Source organism: Halorubrum salinum, from assembly GCF_024494575.1.
Lineage (GTDB): Archaea > Halobacteriota > Halobacteria > Halobacteriales > Haloferacaceae > Halorubrum > Halorubrum salinum.
Genome location: NZ_JANHDO010000006.1, coordinates 1 through 17,064 on the forward strand (window position 1 = coordinate 1; position 17,064 = coordinate 17,064).

Below are 17,064 nucleotides of genomic sequence, written 5' to 3' on the forward strand. Positions count from 1 at the left end.
ACCCAAGCCTTCGGTCTCGCCGAGTTTTTGATATACCCGCCAAGTGCCACTCTCGTCGTGCAAGCGCGACAACCGCTGGAAGGACGTCCTGAGCGTTCCGGCGCCGTTTTTCCGGGCCAGCGACTCGATGTATCGGGACATGAGAATCAGCACCAACTTCTCTGTGTCCGATGCCGGGAATCCACGGAGCTGGAAGATTGTCCCTGAAAGTTCCATGATAATGTCTGGCGGATCGACATTTTCTAAGGGTTCGGTTCCCGTCCGGTAGAAATCTCCGTTAACCATCAACAGCCCGTCTTTGAGATCCTCGAGCGGGGAGGTCTCGACAACCTCGCCGTCGCGTAACAGTAGTACAATATCGTCGTCGGTGCCTGAGAGCTGCTTCTCGCTCATGTCCGTCGAGAGTCCGTCGAACAGGTTCTGAAGCATATTACGCATCGGTTCTGGGTCGGTTCGGTTGACGACCTGAACCGACCAGCCAGAATCTGCCCGCCCCTCAAAGAATCGTGTCAGCGGTGTTACTGGCTCAGACATACTGTTTTTAATAGGCTCGGAGTCATTTATAATTCCGGTAGCGTCGATCGGTGCACCGTGTTCCGTCTGTACTGATCCGAGGGTCTCGTCCACATAATCTGTTACTACATCTGATAATTGGTGGAGGTGTTTCTTATGTTAGTCTATCTTTAACAAGGTATGGCTAATCGACAACCATCGGACGAATTCAAGGTTAACGATCAAAATAGACGGACGGTAGACGGGGGCCGGCTTACAGAGCAGATCGGCATCGACAGTCGGGAAATTGAGTGGCGGAAAGACTTTACGCGGTTCGACTCAGATGACGTTGAGCGGCTGAACAGGCTTGAACCGCTGCTCAACGACATCGCGGACGACCTCGTCGAGGACTTTTACGCACACCTCCAGAACTACTCCGAGTCGATGGCGATTATTGACTCGTCGACGAAGTCAGTCGAGGCGTTAAAACGGAGTCAAGCCGAGTATCTCAAAGACCTCGGACGCGGGCAGTACGATCAGTCGTACTTCGACAGCCGCGCTCGGATCGGAAAGATCCACGATATGCTCGATTTGGGTCCGAGAGTGTACTTCGGGGCGTATTCGATCTACTACGAAGGCATTTTTGAGGCTATCGCCGAGGACATCAAGGACCGAGCTGTCCAGACTGATGGGGGTGCTGTTGCCCGCGATGGGTCGGCAGCCCGCCCGGCTGAGGGGTCACCCTCTGAGAGTTCAGACGACGGTGCGCCGATAACGTCTGTAGAGGCGGCCGTCGACGAGACCATCGAGCAGGCGCTATCGGCACTCAAGATCATTAACCTCGACCAGCAGGTCGCGATGGATACGTACATCCAGTCGTACAGCTCGCAAATTGAGTCGGAACTGGAGCGGCAGCGATCGGTCGCTGGGAACGTGGATTCATCCGTCGAGGAACTGCGCAACTCGACGAATCAGGTCGCGGAGAGTACTCAAGAGATCACCGACATCGCGACCGAACAGGTCGAAAATATGGAACAGGTCGCAAGTGAGGTGTCTAATCTAAGTGCGACTGTCGAAGAGGTCGCCTCAACCGCCGACGAAGTGGCATCTACGAGTGCCGAAGCTGAATCCCATGCCATCGATGGGCGAGACTCGGCTGAGGAGGCGATGGATACCATGGAGGATGTCGCCGCCGCTACCAAGGCCGTCGCCGACGATGTCGACCAGCTCCAGGAGCGGATCGACGAGATCGACAACATCGTCGAGATCATCGACGATATCGCCGATCAAACCAACTTACTTGCGCTGAACGCATCTATTGAAGCCGCCCGGGCGGGCGACGCCGGATCTGGGTTCGCCGTCGTTGCCGATGAAGTAAAGTCTCTAGCAGAAGAATCGCAGGAGCAGGCCGGCCAGATCGAAAACACGGTGAGCACTATCCAAGCCGATACGAAGGAAACGGTGTCGAGCCTGAATGAGGTAACCGATCAGGTGGACGACGGCGTTGAGAGCGTTGACTCTGCGATGAACAACCTCGAAGAAATTGCCGACGCTGTCACAGATGCCGCCCAAGGAATCGATGAGGTCGCCAGAGCAACCGATGACCAAGCGGCCAGTACCGAAGAGGTTTCACAGATGGTCGATGACACACTCGTGCAGTCCCGTGAAGTCAGTACTGAGATTGCGGATGTCGCAGCAGCCAACGAACGTCAGGCAGAGCGGGTCGAAGAGATCTCTGTCACTGTGGAAGACCTCGTTGAAAACGGAATGGAAACGCGAACAGGTGCGGACCGATGAGCGGTCATCCACTGCGTGGCGAGCTCGCAGCTGCTTTTGACCGGGCGTCCTATCCACTCGTGTCTCCATTCGACCTAATTCCTGCGCTGCCAGACGGCCCAGAAACAGTGTTCGAAGCCGACGGTATCCGGGTTCCGGCGGTTGACATCGGACTTGTCCACGGCCACCACCTCGCCTTTCCTTACCGGTCAGCGGATGCACTGGTTGACGATGTCATGGCGGCGCTGCGTGCGGATAACGTTCTTCCTTCCAGGGCCTGAATACGTCTCCTATCGGCTATTTTGTGAGAAGTCGCGTGCCTATTTGAAGTAACATCTTCGCTGCGATCGATGTTTGAGCCCCCAATATCTCACTCACGTCAGCGATCCTTTGGACTGGAGGTCCAACCGGGTATATTATCAGATTGCATATTTGGGCCTATGGTTATATATATACTCGTCTATAATTATGAATGTCTACCACGTAATGTGGGACCATTTATGAATAGACTTCCTCCGACAAGGCGTAATTCGGAAGCATCCATAGCGTCTCAGTCGGATTCCGTGCAGATTGGGCTACTTCTCGCTCAGCAAGCCAATAATGCGCGCTTGACCGACTGGTTATCTTCAGTATATGATGTCGTTCAAGTAGATAGCCAGTCCCTCGTTCAGTCGAACTGTGACCTTTATATTGTAGATGAACTAATGCTGGAAAGACATTACTCCCGGCTCCGTCAACTCAAAGACAAATCGAACTCGGTCTTTCTCCCTTACCTTTTGCTTTCGACTACCTCGGATTCTCATCCGAATAATCAAGCGGTGTGGGATCTTGTGGATGAGATTATTTCTATGCCGACTCAAAAGCGGGCACTCTCCCATCGGCTTGTTAATCTCCTCCAACGACGCGACCTCTCGGTGGACCTTTCAACGGAGGCGGAACAGCAGCGTGATTTGTTCCGCAATATGTTTGAGTCTTCGAATGACGCAGTTTTTATTATTGATCCTGAATCCGAAGAGATCCGCGAATGTAATCCTCAAGCCTGTGAACTGCTTGGATATTCCAAAGACGAACTCCGTTCGTCTTCTCCGGATCTCATTCACCCTGACGTGAAATCAGAATTTTGGACGTTCGTCGACAGTGTTATTGAAAATGGTCGTGGGTATACCACAGAATTAACTTGCCGAACCAAAGGCGATAAGCAAATCAGGGCTGAAATCTCTGCCTCTGCGCTCCATGTCGATGGGCAGCCTCATTTCCTCGCCAGTGTTCGCGACGTCACGACCCGCTACGAGCAGCGACAGGTGCTCAAGCGGCTCCCTACCGTGACAGCTGACATGATGGAGGCTCCGACAAAACATGAGGTTGCGGAGGTAGCGGTAGCCGCCGCAAAACACGTCTTCGGATACAATATCGCAGGTGTCCGGCTTTTAAATACGGAGTCGACGCCAGAAACCCTCGATCTCGTGGCTGCAACCTCCGAAACATTCGAACTCTTAGAGGCCACACCAACCGTCTATGAACGTGGTGAGAGCGTAGTTGGGGGGGTCTTCGAGAGGCAAGAATCGATTTCTCTCAGTAATATTCAATCGAGTGAGACGCCATTCGGATACAAGCCTATACGGAGCGTGATGTGTTTTCCTCTCGGTGCTCACGGCGTGGTGAGTATCGGAGCAACAGAGTCTGCTGCATTCCGCGATGCGGATGTCGAATTGATGGGACTCTTGGCTGCGACCACGACCGCCGCACTCACACGAGCCGAGCGTGAAGAATCACTGAGCGAACAGACAGAGTATTTCAGGGCCCTCTTTGAGAACGCGACTGATGCTATTGCGGATGTCAAATTTGAGAATGGTGGTCCCTATATTCAAGATGTTAATCCGGAATTTGAACGGGTATTCGGCTGTGAGAGGGCTACTGTCCGTGGAAACTCACTCACTGAGCTCGTTGCCCCACCAAATGAGGAGGGGGCATCTCAGTCGCTTATCGCTCGCGCGTTTGTAGACGGGCGTACTACTGTCGACACTGAAGGGCGTCGTGAGACAGCAACCGGCCAGCGAGACTTCCTCATCCGTGTCGTTCCGATTCAACAGAACGACGAACACCTTGGTGCCTACGTCGTATATACGGATATCACTGAGCAGAAACGGCGTGACCAGCAGCTCCAGGTCCTCAATCGTGTTCTTCGACACAACATTCGGAACAAACTGAATATTGTCCGTGGAGCCGTTGAGTGGTCACTTGATCATGAGCGCAATGTGCCAACGCCTCTCGCAGAGAGCGGGTTGGACGCTATAAACGAACTCCTTGATTTAAGCGAATCAGCTCGGACCCTTTTGAGCAAGACCAATTCGGAACAGAATCTCAAACCCGTCCCGATTGTCGATCTGATCGAGCGACCGGTGAGGTCACTTCGAGAACAGTATCCAGATGCAGACATCTCGACGGCGATTGAGACCGACGAGTGGCTGTCCGGCTCCGTTCAATTAGACCGTGCGCTGAAGGAGCTATGTGAAAACGCTATCACACATTCCACTCAGGCGTCACCTGTAGTGGCCATTACAGCAGAACCAATAAAAAACAGAACAGATTGGGTGGAAATTACTGTCGAAGATAACGGTCCAGGGATCCCTGACGCACAGCAAGCTGTGCTCCAGAAAGGAGAAGAGACTCAACTCCAGCACGGAAACGGACTGGGCCTCTGGACTGTTCACTGGATCGTCACCACCGCCGGTGGGGATCTCACGCTCTCGAACCGTGACGGTCCAGGAGCAACTGTAACGCTCAGGCTGCCTACTGTCGGCCCAGACTACTGTCTACAAGACGATCATTCGGAGACACCAGTATGACAGAACTGAGTCAGACGCCGGAACGCGAACCGCCCACAATCCTTGTCGTTGAGGACGAGCGAGGATTGGCTGACCTATTTGCTCTCTATCTCGAAGATGAGTATACCACCCGAGTTGCATACGGTGGTGAAGAGGCCCTTGACCTCATCGACGGCGACGTAGATGCTGTGTTACTTGACCGGCGGATGCCGGGACTTTCTGGTGATGAGACACTCGCTACACTTCGTGAGCGTGGACATGACCAACCCATTTCGATGCTTACCGCCGTTGATCCAGAAGAGGATATCATCGGGCTAGATATTGACGAATATTTAATAAAACCGATTTCCGAGGTACAGCTTCAAGAGGCCGCCGAAGCACTCCTTGCGCGAAGACGGTACGATAAAGAGTTCCGCGAATACTTCGCCGCGATCTCAAAGAAGGCTGCTCTGGATGCCTCTATGAGCGAACAGGAACGCGCATCAAGTGACGCATATAACACATTAGAGGAGGAGGTGACGGAGGCAACAGATACAGCCGATTCTACGCTCACGGAGATGATGGCGACAGACGCGTTCGCCGGATCCCGATTCGCTGATATTTCAGACCAACACTTATGACAACTAACGCTACAACTCAGCCGAGAGCGAGCAACTCTGGGCGTACTCGACAGTGGACGACACAGTGGGACAGCGCCGTATGAACGACAGTCTCTCTATTCTTAGTAGTGATTTTGGTCCGGATTCGACGATTGACGTGCCACAGGGGAAAATTAAATACGACTCGTCACTGGAGGCGTATCGGCTCAAACACGACTGGTCGACGCACGATTCGCTCAGTGTCTCGGTATTTGCGGTCATAGAAGCCGCATCGACGGGTTCGACAGACGAACTGCCGCCGTTGCTCGAACGTATCGACCCGGATGCACTGGACTGCCTTTTTGCCCCGACCACGTCGGGGGCGTCGAGAGTGCACGGACAGATAGCATTCCCATACGCAGGCTTCCATGTGACTATTGCTGCGGACGGAACGATCACAGTCCAACAGAGTACCACAGCGGATGACACTTCATGACAGACAATTCAGAACCAGACTCAATACCAGAGACCGTACAGACCTTTGACCGTATTTCAACCGGTATTCGTGGCCTCGATACCATTCTGAATGGTGGGCTTATTCCCGAACGAAGTTATCTCGTTCGAGGGCGGCCAGGCACCGGCAAGACAATTCTGGGATTGCATTATCTCACGCAAGGAACAGAACAGAGCGAAACATCGTTGTTCATCAATCTTGAGGAAACAACGGCGGATATCGAACAGAATGCAGCCGCCCTTGGCTTCGATGTCGAGAACGTTCATTTTCTCGATCTGAGCCCAAAGTCGGAGTTTTTCGCCGCCGATCAGGGTTACGATATCTTCGAATCTAGCGAGGTCGAACGCGATCCGCTCGTGGAAAAAATCACCGAACAGGTATCGACAATTGAACCGGATCGCGTGTTTGTCGATCCGATCAGCCAGCTCCGATACCTCTCGACCGATCAGTACCAGTTCCGCAAGCAGGCACTCTCCTTTATGCGACTACTGGGCGAGGCAGGTGCGACCGTCCTGTTCACGACGCAGGCCACCGAGGATGCTCCGGACGACGATCTGCAGTTTATGAGTGACGGAATGATAGAACTCGGATACGCGTCGACTGGTCGATCGATCAGCGTACCGAAATTCCGCGGTTCAGCGACTCGGAGCGGGGACCACGCGGTGAAGATCACTGATACCGGACTCGCCGTGTATCCAGAACTCGCTCCAGGAGACTACGAACAGGAATTCGTGGATGAACCCATCTCCGCAGGTGTTCCAGAAGTCGACCAACTACTTAATGGTGGGCTGGATCGGGGTACAGTGACCGTTATCTCCGGGCCAACTGGGGTCGGGAAGACGACGACCGGCACGCAGTTCATGAAAGAAGCAGCGGGCCGAGGCGAACGTTCAGTGATGTATCTCTTCGAGGAAACGACGGGCACCTTTATGCGGCGATCTGAGGCAGTCAATATCCCCGTCGCGGAGATGCGGGACCGAGGGACACTCACTGTCGAAGAGATCGAGGCTTTAGAGATCTCACCCCAGGAGTTCGCCAATATGGTCCGCCAGGAAGTCGAAGAACAAGGGGCTGAAATTGTGATGATCGATGGGATCGCGGGCTACAAGCTTGCCTTAGAAGGCGAAGAAGGCGAGCTTGTTTCTCATCTCCACTCTCTCGGTCGGTATCTTAAAAATATGGGTGTGACTGTTATTATGATCGAAGAGATTACTAATATCACAGGAGAATTTCAGGCGACTGATGTTGGGATAAGCTACCTCGCAGACAATATTGTCTTTCTTCGGCATCTCGAAGTTCAGGGTGAGATGCGAAAAGTTATTGGCGTCCTGAAAATGCGTACCAGCGACTTCGAACGGACATTACGGGGGTTCAAAATCACCGAGCACGGAATTACAGTCGGCGAACCACTAACACAGCTCCGAGGGATTCTCAGTGGCACGCCGGAATGGACTGATGAGTCAGACACGACTGACCAATAATTCCCACCGTGATGGAATCTTCGAACAAAGACCACGATCACCGACCGACACTCCTCCTGCTGATCCAAAGCGACCGGAATCGCGAATTACTTGCTGAGCAGCTTGAGCCGGAATACACCGTTCAGACTCACACCGATACACCGTTTGCAGATTCCGACTTCGATCTGTGTCTGGTCGATACTCGCTCGTTCGAGAGATTTGAGGACGAGCTTCAAAAAGTGCAAACTGTAACTGCACCGACGTTCTTACCGGTGCTTTTGCTTACTGGTGACAGGTCACCGGATCAGTTCACCGGTACCACTTGGGATATTGTTGATGAACTGATTCAACGACCGGTCAGTAGGGCCGAATTAAACGCACGGATCGATAACCTTCTGCAACGCCGCCAGTTGTCGCTCGAACTCACACGGCAGAAAGAGCAGAGTGACAGGCGATTTGAATCGCTATTCCAGTCCACCCCGGATCCAGTTGTGGTAGTGAAACCGGATGGAACAGTCACCGAGGCAAACGATGCTTTTGTCGAGGCGTTCGGCTTCGACACCGAATCATTAGCAGATCGACCAATCTCTGACTTCGAATTCACGCCATCAGAGCTACTGGAGCGGGTTCTCGTAAAAATCGATGACGATGATACGACGACAACAGTTCAGTGGCAACGCGATGGGGAGAACCCCCAAGTGATGGAATTAAACACAGAAGCTATTTCCGGGCTTGGTAAAGCTGCCGAGCGAATCGGGATATTCAGAGACGTCACGGAGAGGGCGAAACGCGAAGAGGAACTCGCAGGACAGAACGAACGGCTTCAGGAATTCGCCGGCACGGTTGCTCACGACCTACGGAACCCGCTCAACGTCGCGACTGGCCGGCTTGAACTGGCACGAAAGACAGGGGATGTCGAACATTTCGAAGCGATCGACCAGTCTCACGAGCGCATGAAAGAAATGATCGATGAACTCCTGTCGCTCGCGAAACAAGGGCAAGCAGTTCTTGATCCGAACGCAGTCACGCTCTCTGAGATTACCACACAAGCGTGGGAGCACGTTGAAACAGCAGATGCCACGCTCGAAATTGATGTCGACACGTCGGTTGTCATACTAGCGGACGAAGGACGATTGTGTGAACTCTTCGAGAATCTCTTTCGAAATGCGATTGAACATAGTAAGGAGCGTGTCACCGTTACTTTCGGTACTCTTGACGATGACACGGGGTTCTACGTGGAAGACGACGGGCCCGGGATAGCTGCTAACGAACGTGACGAGGTGTTTGAAGTGGGATACACTGATGCCGAGGAGGGTACCGGATTCGGACTCTCGATTGTCCAACAGATTGTTGATGGACACGAATGGGAAATCGCTATCACAGAGGGGACTAGGGACGGAGCACGATTTGAGATTCGCAACGTTGATATCGACCGCATCCCGCAAGAATAGAAGTCAGCTCGACACTATATTGTGCTGATCCTTGAGAAGAGACAGTAACTGTAGTCCGCATATTTTTGAGACACCGATCAATACGCATCGGGTTCCGCTCCCCTACGTGGCAGCCGAACCTCGATAATTCTGGTCCCGAATGTTAGGTTGTCGAATCGGGGCACTACGGAAACTCAAAAAAGGCCTACGCCTTTGGAGAGGACCTTTTTGACTCTTCGTAAAATTGCCTCCACCCTTCACCATCCTTATTTGTATGCTATACCTCCACATGGGTATGTCTGTTACAGATGCCGACGGTCTCTTTCGTCGGATTCAGGATATCGCTGATATCGGTATCTGGGAGTATAATCCACAGTCTGACTCTCTCCGTTGGTCTGATGGTCTGTATCAAATACACAACGTTGAGAAAGGGTACGAGCCGACCTTGGAGGACGCAATCGGATTTTACCATCCGGATGACCGCGATGAACTCAAAAATATTGTGAATCGAGCGATTGAGCAGGGAGAACCCTATGATCGTGAACTTCAGATCGTTCGCTCAGACGGCACCGTTCGAGATGTCCGTGCCCAAGGAGAAGTTACTACCGACGAAACCGGGGAAACCACACTTCTTCGCGGCGTGTTGCGTGATATTACTGAGCGCAAACAGCGGGACCGAGAACTCCGCCAATTCAAAGAAGCAGTTGAGCAGGCCGCTCACGCCATCTATATTACTGATACCGACGGGACAATTGAATACGTCAATCCAGCATTTGAGAAGATCACGGGATACACTGCCGAAGAAACACTCGGTGAAACTCCTGCTATTCTTAATTCAGGGGCATACGACGAGAGCTTCTATGCGAACCTTTGGGAGACCATTCTTGCAGGAAACGATTGGGAACACGAAATGATAGACGAACGGAAGAACGGCGAGAAGATCATTCTTGCTCAGACAATTGCACCAATCGAGACTGACGATGGCAACGTAGAGGGATTCGTCGCAATCAATCGGGACATCACCGAGCGGAAAGAGCAGGAAAAACAACTGCAGATCTATGAGTATGCCTGTAACTCAGCATTTAGTGGGATTGCGATTGCCAGTCTGGAGGGCGAACTACGGTCGGTGAATCCTGCATTCTGTGAGATGTGGGGCTATGCCGATCGTGAGACCGTGCGTGGGAGATCAGTTACCGAGTTTTGGAATGATCCGGGAGCCGCCGCAGAGGTCGTTGCCGCGATTCGAGAAACCGGTAGCTGGGAAGGGGAACTCGAGGCCGTTCGCCAAGACGGGTCGACGTTTCTCGCTTACTGTTCGGCTAGCTATGTGAAAACTGATGGTGGCGAACCGACCGCATTAATGTCCTCGTTCGTCGACATCACCGAGCGGAAGAAACACGAACGGCAATTGAAACAGGCGAATGAAGAACTCGAGATGTTGAATCGCGTCGTTCGCCACGATATTCGCAACGACATGGCAGTGATTCTCGGGTGGGCCGAATTTCTTGAGGAGCACGTCGACGAGACTGGAACGGATCATCTCAAAAAAATTCTCAGCAGTGGTGAGCATATCGTTGAACTCACAGAAATTGCTCGTGATTATGTCGAGACAGTTACGAGTGAGGAAACGGTTGAACTCAAACCGACACCGTTACGCTCTGTTCTGGACACAGAACTCACCCTCCGACAAGAGTCCTATCCAGATGCAGATATTAGCACTATTGGCTCGATCCCGGATGTTGAACTGCAGGCCAACGAGATGCTGTCATCCGTATTCCGAAACCTGTTGAACAACGCTGTCCAGCACAACGACAAAGACCGGCCTGTTGTCGAGATAATGGCTGAAGAATACGCCGACAACGTGGAAATTACAATTAGAGACAACGGTCCGGGCGTCCCTGAGAGTCAGCAAGAGACAATTTTCGGGAAAGGAGCGCAAAGTCTTGAGAGTAGTGGGACAGGGATCGGACTCTATCTCGTTCAGATGATCGTTGCACAATATGGTGGCGACGTCGCGGTACGGAATACCGATACAGGAGGAGCAGTATTTACTCTGCGGCTCCCCAAAGTGAGTTGACCGCATAGCCTGCTGTGTGAACTACCCTACTCGCTCACGGCTGACGCCGTTCGCTCCTTGAGGGTAGGGCTTCCTGTTTCCACGACGCGCTTTACAGACACCGAATCGGTGTCCGTAGGGAGCGCAGTCTCCACAGGCGTTGATTCGGAGTGTCCCACTCCTATGTCTTCGAGACCGCGAGAAAGGATGTTCCACGCCGCGTTCGCGTCCCTGTCCGCCTCAAACCCGCAGGCGGGACAGGAGTGTTCACAGACCCACAACGGCTTCTCCGTCAAAACACCACACGACGCGCACTCTTTCGTCGTACCGCGCGGATCCACGGCGACGAAGTACGTTCCCTCTCGCTTGCACTTGTACTCGAGCAACGAGAGGAACGTCCGCCATGCTGCCGACGCGGTGTTGCGGCTGTTCGACGGCGACTCCATCATCCCCTTCACGTTCAGGTCTTCGACCGCCACGAGGTCGTACTCCCGAGCGTAGTAGTTCGAGAGTTTATGGAGAAAATCACGGCGCTTCCGTCGGAGATCGGCGTGACACTCTGCGACGCGACGCCGTTGCTTCTCGTAGTTGTTCGACCCGTGTTGCTTCCGCGAGAGTTTCCGTTGCTCACGCTCCAAGCGTTCACGCTCGTCGGAGAGATCGAGCGACTCGACCGCCGTGCCGTCGGTGTCGTGGGCGTACTTGAGAATCCCCACGTCAATTCCGACGCACTTCTCGGGATTTTCGGTGGGTTCGGACGGTTCACGGTCGATTTGGACGCCGAACGTGGCGAACCACTCGCCCGTCGGCTCCTTCTTGACCGTGACCTGCTTGAGGTTGGCGTCGTCGGGGATGTTGCGGTGGAGTCGCATCGGAATGTCCGCGAGTTTCGAGAGTGACAGCACAGTCTGACCGCCCTTCTTGTCGAGCTTGAAGCCAGACTGGTTGTACGTGAAACTCCGGAACTCCCGTGGCGGCTTCCACTTGAGTTGACCGACGCCGTAGCCGTTCTCCTTGAGCGTGGAGAGGCTGTTGAGGTTGTCGAACAGCCGTTCCACGACGGTTTGGAGCACCTTCGAGTACACGTCGGAGAGGTCGTCCCACCACTCCTTGAGGGTGGGGAGTTCTGACCGAAGCGTGGTCATGGACGGCAGTTCGGCGTGTTCATCTTGGTACTCGTTAAGCCGATAGAGCGTGTGATTGTACAGTTGCCGACAAATATCGCGGTGGCGGTCCAACTCCTCACGGTGGGCGTCGGACGGCTTGAGGCGATACTTGTAGGCGTAGTACATCAGCTCTCCCGCTGGTCTTCGACATACTGTTTCAGCACATCCAGCGACACCTGCCCCGTCGAAATGAGGCAGTAGGAGTCGTTCCAGAACGAGTCGCCCCACAGTTCGGTCTTCAGCTCATCCTCGTACTCGTTGCGGATACGGCGAGCAGTCGCGCCCTTGACTGTATTAATGAACTTCACGAGGTCCGTGGTTGGTTTCGCTCGGAACAGGATGTGTACGTGGTCGTCCTCTCCGTCGAGGTTCGTCAGTTCGACGCCGTAGTTGTCCGTGAACCCGCTGATGACCTCGTGAATGAATTGGGTTCGCTCCTCGGTTAGCACTCCGCGCCGATACTTCGTGGTGAGTATCAGGTGGTAGTGTAGGGAATACGTCGAGTGCGCTCCCGAATCGAGGTCGTACTCCATTAGGTTCATACTGTAATACAATATCCAAATGTAAAATCATTACGACGGCGTTGGCCTGCGGGCCTGTAACCGTATCGCCATATGAACAGGTGATGACGGCGTTGACGAGACGCTCCGCGTCTCGTTCGCACACCAGAAATCTTCGATTTCTGGGGACGCTGTATCCCCACCCTACTCCGCTCCCTTCAGTCGCTCCGTTGAGGGTGGGGGCTTAGCGCCTATATCAAGCTAACCGTGCGTAGTTGTGCGTAATCGTCGACAGCAAACAGCCGGTGGCGCAGCTGCGCTTTGTCGCCTACACTCCACCACTAGGATATTCACGCTGTTAGCCTTCGGATACTCAGACAGAAAAACTAGCTCTCAGGAAGCCGAATAATTACGTCCGCTCCCCCCGAGTCATTTGTGTCCAACGACAGCGTCCCATTCGAACGACGAACAACTTGCTTGACGAACCAGAGGCCGAGTCCTGTTCCGTGACTTAATGGATTGATTTCGCTGTCCGCCATCAGCACGCTCCATTCCTGCTCGGGAATTCCTGGGCCATCGTCTCGTACCGTCAGTTCTGCCATCCCATCCACGACGTGGAGTTCGATATCAACGATCGGGTGTTCTCGATCGGAATGAATGATCGCATTCACCACTAATTCTCGAATCGCTTTGTCGATCCCACGAGGGGCACTCACCCAACATTCAGCAGCCAGATCTGTCTGTACTGTTGCCGCAGGGTACTCCGCTTGGACGTCCGAGATAATCTGTTGAATTCTCTGAAATAAATTTGTATCGACAATTTCAGTACTGCCGGTGAGAAGGTCGATAATTCGCTGGTTATTCTTCGACATCTCAACGAATTTTTCACTTCTTTTGAGTATTTTTCGGGTACTTGACAATACTGTATCTGGCCCTTGCTGTTCGATGAGTTCGGCATGCCCTTGGATAATATTCATATCATTCTTTACATTATGTCGGAATACACGGCTGAGAACTTGCAGTTGCTCGTGGTTTGCTTGCTCCTCAGAAACATCAATTATGTGTACCACATATCCACCGGTGTCGCCGTTCTGGGTTGGAAGCGGCAAAACCCCTGTCTCACCGGGGAAGATTTGTCCCGACTTTTTTTGATAATCGAGAAGTAATGCTTCTTGAGAACTCTCCGTTATCTTAAACAACTGCTCCACATCTGTACTCTCGTCTGTAATCGTGCTGAGATTATTTCCCTCAATTTCGCCGCTCTCGTACCCGAACATATCGACAAAGCCCGGATTACAGGTTGTAATCGTGCCACCGAGATCTGTGACTACCACCGCACCGCGGACGTTTTCAAATAACGACTCGTACCGCTCTTTCTGTGCGCGTATCTCGCGGGTTTGCTGGACCTGTTCTGTAATGTCTCGGACGACGCCGATACCGCTCTTTGGTTCTCCGTCACACCCGAATTCAACCTCGGCCGTTTCCTGCACCCATCGTGTCTTACCATCTACCACGATCCGATGCTCGATGTCATAGCCACCTTCTTTTAATGCTTCACTCCATGCTTCATCAACTTTCTCACGATCTTCGGGATGAACCATCTCTAGGAACCATTTATACGTCATCGGCGTTCCCGGGTCCAGGCCGAATATCCGATAACATTCGTCCGACCACTGCAGGTCGTTGGTATCGATATTCAGATGCCAGCTCCCGACGTGCCCGACCTTCTGAGCTTGCTCCAGATGCGTCTGGATTTCTTCCTCTTTCTGCCTGCGCGTGGTAACGTCCCTCGAAATGACCGCGACGCCCCGTTCACCACCGTAGAGTTTCACCGGGACAAGTCGTTGCTCGACACAAACCTCCCCGACCGATTCCAAGAAGAGGTCGAATTCGAGGCTTAACGTCTCTGACCCGTCGGGCTCTTGAACCCACTCGCCGACATCAGGTTCCTCATTTTCTAAGACCGCGGTGATCGCGTCTACAAACCGTTGAGGATCTTCATCAGGGGCAGCCATTTCTTCGGTGACCGACTCAATTGGGATGCCCTTGATTGCCTCCAGAGACACATCTGCATAATCGAGTGCCGCGTCGTTGGCAAACTGGATTCGCTTGTCCTCGTTGACCAAGAATGCGACTTCATTCATCGCCTGCACAATGAGTTCGTGCGTTTGCAGGCGTCGTTCGCGTTCCTTCTGGTCGGTGATATCATCGTAGATTGCGACGAAGTGGGTCACGTCTCCAGAGTCGTCCATCACCGGCGCAATCGTATGGTTGGCGACGAACCGTGTTCCATCCTTGCGTTCGTTCACGATCTCACCGGTCCAGACGTCCCCGTCCAAAACAGTCTCCCACAGGGCGGCGAAAAACGAATCGTCGTGTTCGCCGGAACTAAGCAACTGGGGCGTTTCTCCGAGTGCATCAGCAGCGGCATATCCGGTCAACTCCTCGAATGCTGGATTCACGTACTCGATCTGCCCACTCACATCAGTAAAGAAGACAGCGTGCCCGGTGTGCTCAATCATCTGTTCGAATTTCTGTAGACGTTGTTCGCGCTCTTTTCGTTCTGTGATGTTTCGCGTTGAGCCGACGATTTGCGTCACCTCGTCATCGACGAGTACCGGTGCGAGTCTCGTTTCCCACCACGACCCACTGTCGAATGCTGAGAGGTATTCTTCGTACTCAATAGACGTTCGTCTCTGTACACACTCTTTGTATTTCTCGCGGATCGCATCACCGTCCGTTTTGTTAGTGATTTCGCGGATCGTTTTTCCCTGGAGTTCGCCAGCTGGAGTGTCTGAAAATGTCTCGTATGCCGGGTTGACCTGATTGACGCGAAACGTCTCTCCACCGTCTTCGACGTTGATAACGAACAATCCTTCCTGCGCGTTCTGGAACAACGTATCTGCACGCTCTAGGTCGTACAGTCGTTCCTTTTTTTTAGTGATATCGTTGAAGCAAACAGTAGCACCCGTGTCGTCGGGATGGACCCTGACTTCCCACCACGTTTCGAAGTTCTCGTTATACCGCTCGAAAGACGTCGTTTGTCCGGTTTCGATAGCTCGCTCGATCGCGTCCTGTGCTTTGGTTCCCTCAGTATTGGGAAAGCGATCCCAAATGTGCTCGCCGAGAAGTGACTCAGCGTCGGTATCGAGGAACTCCGTCGCTTGTCTATTAACATACGTGTACCGGAGTTCGTGGTTGAGAGACACTACGCCATCTGAGACGCGTTCTAGTGCGTTGCTTCGTGCCTGTTTTTGCTCTGGAAACCCGGTATTGGAGCGGTCTAAGGAGCTTATATCGATTTTCTTCATTTTATCACCCGGACCGTGTTGTTGATCTGTTTCACGCCCTCTGCCTGTTTTTCCTTAGCGGAATGAACATCTTTGATTTTGTCGACGACGGTGTTCGCCTGTTCGACTGACTCATCAATCATCCTGGCAACTTCTTTTCTACTGGCGGGCTGACCATCAGTCACGTCCGAAACTTCACGAATTCCCCATGATGTTTCTTGGACGGATTGAGCAATATCTTGCAGTGTGTTCTTCGCTTCGATACCCTGTGTGATACTCTTCGACTTCCTCGATAGTTTGCTCAATACTGGAGACAGTCTCTCCAGTGTCTTCTTTGACACCTGTCGCTGCTGTTCGAGCTGGGTTTCGAATTGCCGGCAGTAGCAACGGATGGCGGTGACCATAGCCACCTGCTGGTCAGGGTTCATCACCTTCAGCATCGATCGAGTGCGGTCGACAAGCGTATCCAGCGCTTCATCGGGGTCAAGGTGTCGTTGTGCCGTATTTCCACACTGCCGTCTGACTGTGCCGAGTCCGATTTTAGGTCTTCGTCTACTGGGTCAATAAGGTGCTCGTAGAAGACGCCGGAGGCACTAGGATGGATTTTTAACCCGAGATCAAGCATATTGTGGAATTTGATTACTGTTTGACTGAGACATACGTCTATGACAGCATACGAATATATAATAATAACCCTCAGCCGAGAGGACGGCTATCAAAAGTAGAGCGTAGTCTTGTGGAGAGCGCCAAAAGCTGTGAGCCACGATCCGGTTGAGCTGGCAGTGCTGTGAAAGGGAAATCGGTGGTAAAAGCGTCTGGTTCGATATTCGAAGATCCCAAACTGGGCTTCGATGAGTGACCGATTTCTCAACGTCTCACGCTCACACTCGCAGTCTAAGAATTCAAGTGGCCAGTCGTACTAGGGCTCGCGGTCAACCTGCATCAGCGGGCGACCGCTGTCATACAATCGTGCTGCT

Annotated in this window: 12 protein-coding genes and 1 pseudogene; 8 read left to right on the plus strand and 5 right to left on the minus strand. The window is 52.9% G+C overall.

What is annotated here, in order from left to right; all coding sequences use genetic code 11:
- Positions 1 to 534 (minus strand): annotated as a pseudogene (locus NO930_RS13385) (DICT sensory domain-containing protein); the annotation flags it as partial.
- Between the two features lie 159 nt (positions 535 to 693).
- Here NO930_RS13385 and NO930_RS13390 point away from each other — a divergent pair.
- The 8 genes from NO930_RS13390 (at position 694) to NO930_RS13425 (ending at position 11,152) form a co-directional block, all read left to right on the plus strand.
- Positions 694 to 2,289 (plus strand): globin-coupled sensor protein, encoded by a 1,596-nt coding sequence (locus tag NO930_RS13390; protein WP_256403797.1) that lies wholly within the window; start codon positions 694 to 696, stop codon positions 2,287 to 2,289.
- Complete coding sequence (locus NO930_RS13395; protein WP_256403798.1) at positions 2,286 to 2,549, plus strand: MTH865 family protein; 264 nt, start codon at positions 2,286 to 2,288, stop codon at positions 2,547 to 2,549. Before NO930_RS13390 ends, NO930_RS13395 begins: the two co-directional genes overlap by 4 nt.
- Before the next feature lie 282 nt (positions 2,550 to 2,831).
- On the plus strand, positions 2,832 to 5,114 hold the full coding sequence (locus NO930_RS13400) for a PAS domain S-box protein (protein WP_256403799.1): 2,283 nt from the start codon (positions 2,832 to 2,834) through the stop codon (positions 5,112 to 5,114).
- Positions 5,111 to 5,713, plus strand: coding sequence for a response regulator (locus NO930_RS13405; RefSeq protein ID WP_256403800.1), 603 nt, complete (start codon positions 5,111 to 5,113; stop codon positions 5,711 to 5,713). Before NO930_RS13400 ends, NO930_RS13405 begins: the two co-directional genes overlap by 4 nt.
- Positions 5,714 to 5,792: 79 nt before the next feature.
- A complete protein-coding gene (locus NO930_RS13410) occupies positions 5,793 to 6,167 on the plus strand; it encodes a HalOD1 output domain-containing protein (protein WP_256403801.1) in 375 nt (124 codons plus the stop codon).
- Positions 6,164 to 7,666: an ATPase domain-containing protein gene (locus NO930_RS13415; protein WP_256403802.1), complete on the plus strand. Its 1,503-nt coding sequence runs from the start codon at positions 6,164 to 6,166 to the stop codon at positions 7,664 to 7,666. The genes NO930_RS13410 and NO930_RS13415 overlap by 4 nt, the downstream gene beginning before the upstream one ends.
- An 11-nt stretch (positions 7,667 to 7,677) precedes the next feature.
- Positions 7,678 to 9,096, plus strand: a complete 1,419-nt coding sequence (locus NO930_RS13420; RefSeq protein WP_256403803.1) for an ATP-binding protein — start codon at positions 7,678 to 7,680, stop codon at positions 9,094 to 9,096.
- Between the two features lie 274 nt (positions 9,097 to 9,370).
- Positions 9,371 to 11,152, plus strand: coding sequence for a PAS domain S-box protein (locus NO930_RS13425; RefSeq protein ID WP_256403804.1), 1,782 nt, complete (start codon positions 9,371 to 9,373; stop codon positions 11,150 to 11,152).
- Between the two features lie 26 nt (positions 11,153 to 11,178).
- Here NO930_RS13425 and NO930_RS13430 read toward each other — a convergent pair whose 3' ends face one another.
- The 4 genes from NO930_RS13430 to NO930_RS13445 form a co-directional block, all read right to left on the minus strand.
- The gene (locus NO930_RS13430; protein ID WP_256403805.1) at positions 11,179 to 12,423 is read right to left on the minus strand and encodes an RNA-guided endonuclease InsQ/TnpB family protein; all 1,245 of its coding nucleotides are present in this window, start codon (positions 12,421 to 12,423) and stop codon (positions 11,179 to 11,181) included.
- Positions 12,423 to 12,830: an IS200/IS605-like element ISHmu6 family transposase gene (tnpA, locus tag NO930_RS13435; RefSeq protein ID WP_256403908.1), complete on the minus strand. Its 408-nt coding sequence runs from the start codon at positions 12,828 to 12,830 to the stop codon at positions 12,423 to 12,425. Before tnpA ends, NO930_RS13430 begins: the two co-directional genes overlap by 1 nt.
- A gap of 353 nt (positions 12,831 to 13,183) precedes the next feature.
- Positions 13,184 to 16,108, minus strand: a complete 2,925-nt coding sequence (locus NO930_RS13440) for a PAS domain S-box protein (RefSeq protein WP_256403806.1) — start codon at positions 16,106 to 16,108, stop codon at positions 13,184 to 13,186.
- Entirely contained in the window at positions 16,105 to 16,527 is a 423-nt protein-coding gene (locus NO930_RS13445) for a methyl-accepting chemotaxis domain-containing protein (RefSeq protein WP_256403807.1), read from the minus strand. Before NO930_RS13445 ends, NO930_RS13440 begins: the two co-directional genes overlap by 4 nt.
- Positions 16,528 to 17,064: the final 537 nt, after the last annotated feature.

Coding starts and splice junctions, on each gene's coding strand:
- NO930_RS13390 (WP_256403797.1), top strand. CDS start 694: ATGGCTAATCGACAACCATCGGACGAATTCAAGGTTAACGATCAAAAT.
- NO930_RS13395 (WP_256403798.1), top strand. CDS start 2,286: ATGAGCGGTCATCCACTGCGTGGCGAGCTCGCAGCTGCTTTTGACCGG.
- NO930_RS13405 (WP_256403800.1), top strand. CDS start 5,111: ATGACAGAACTGAGTCAGACGCCGGAACGCGAACCGCCCACAATCCTT.
- NO930_RS13410 (WP_256403801.1), top strand. CDS start 5,793: ATGAACGACAGTCTCTCTATTCTTAGTAGTGATTTTGGTCCGGATTCG.
- NO930_RS13415 (WP_256403802.1), top strand. CDS start 6,164: ATGACAGACAATTCAGAACCAGACTCAATACCAGAGACCGTACAGACC.
- NO930_RS13420 (WP_256403803.1), top strand. CDS start 7,678: ATGGAATCTTCGAACAAAGACCACGATCACCGACCGACACTCCTCCTG.
- NO930_RS13425 (WP_256403804.1), top strand. CDS start 9,371: ATGTCTGTTACAGATGCCGACGGTCTCTTTCGTCGGATTCAGGATATC.
- NO930_RS13430 (WP_256403805.1), bottom strand. CDS start 12,423: ATGTACTACGCCTACAAGTATCGCCTCAAGCCGTCCGACGCCCACCGT.
- tnpA (WP_256403908.1), bottom strand. CDS start 12,830: ATGGAGTACGACCTCGATTCGGGAGCGCACTCGACGTATTCCCTACAC.
- NO930_RS13440 (WP_256403806.1), bottom strand. CDS start 16,108: ATGAAGAAAATCGATATAAGCTCCTTAGACCGCTCCAATACCGGGTTT.
- NO930_RS13445 (WP_256403807.1), bottom strand. CDS start 16,527: ATGCTGAAGGTGATGAACCCTGACCAGCAGGTGGCTATGGTCACCGCC.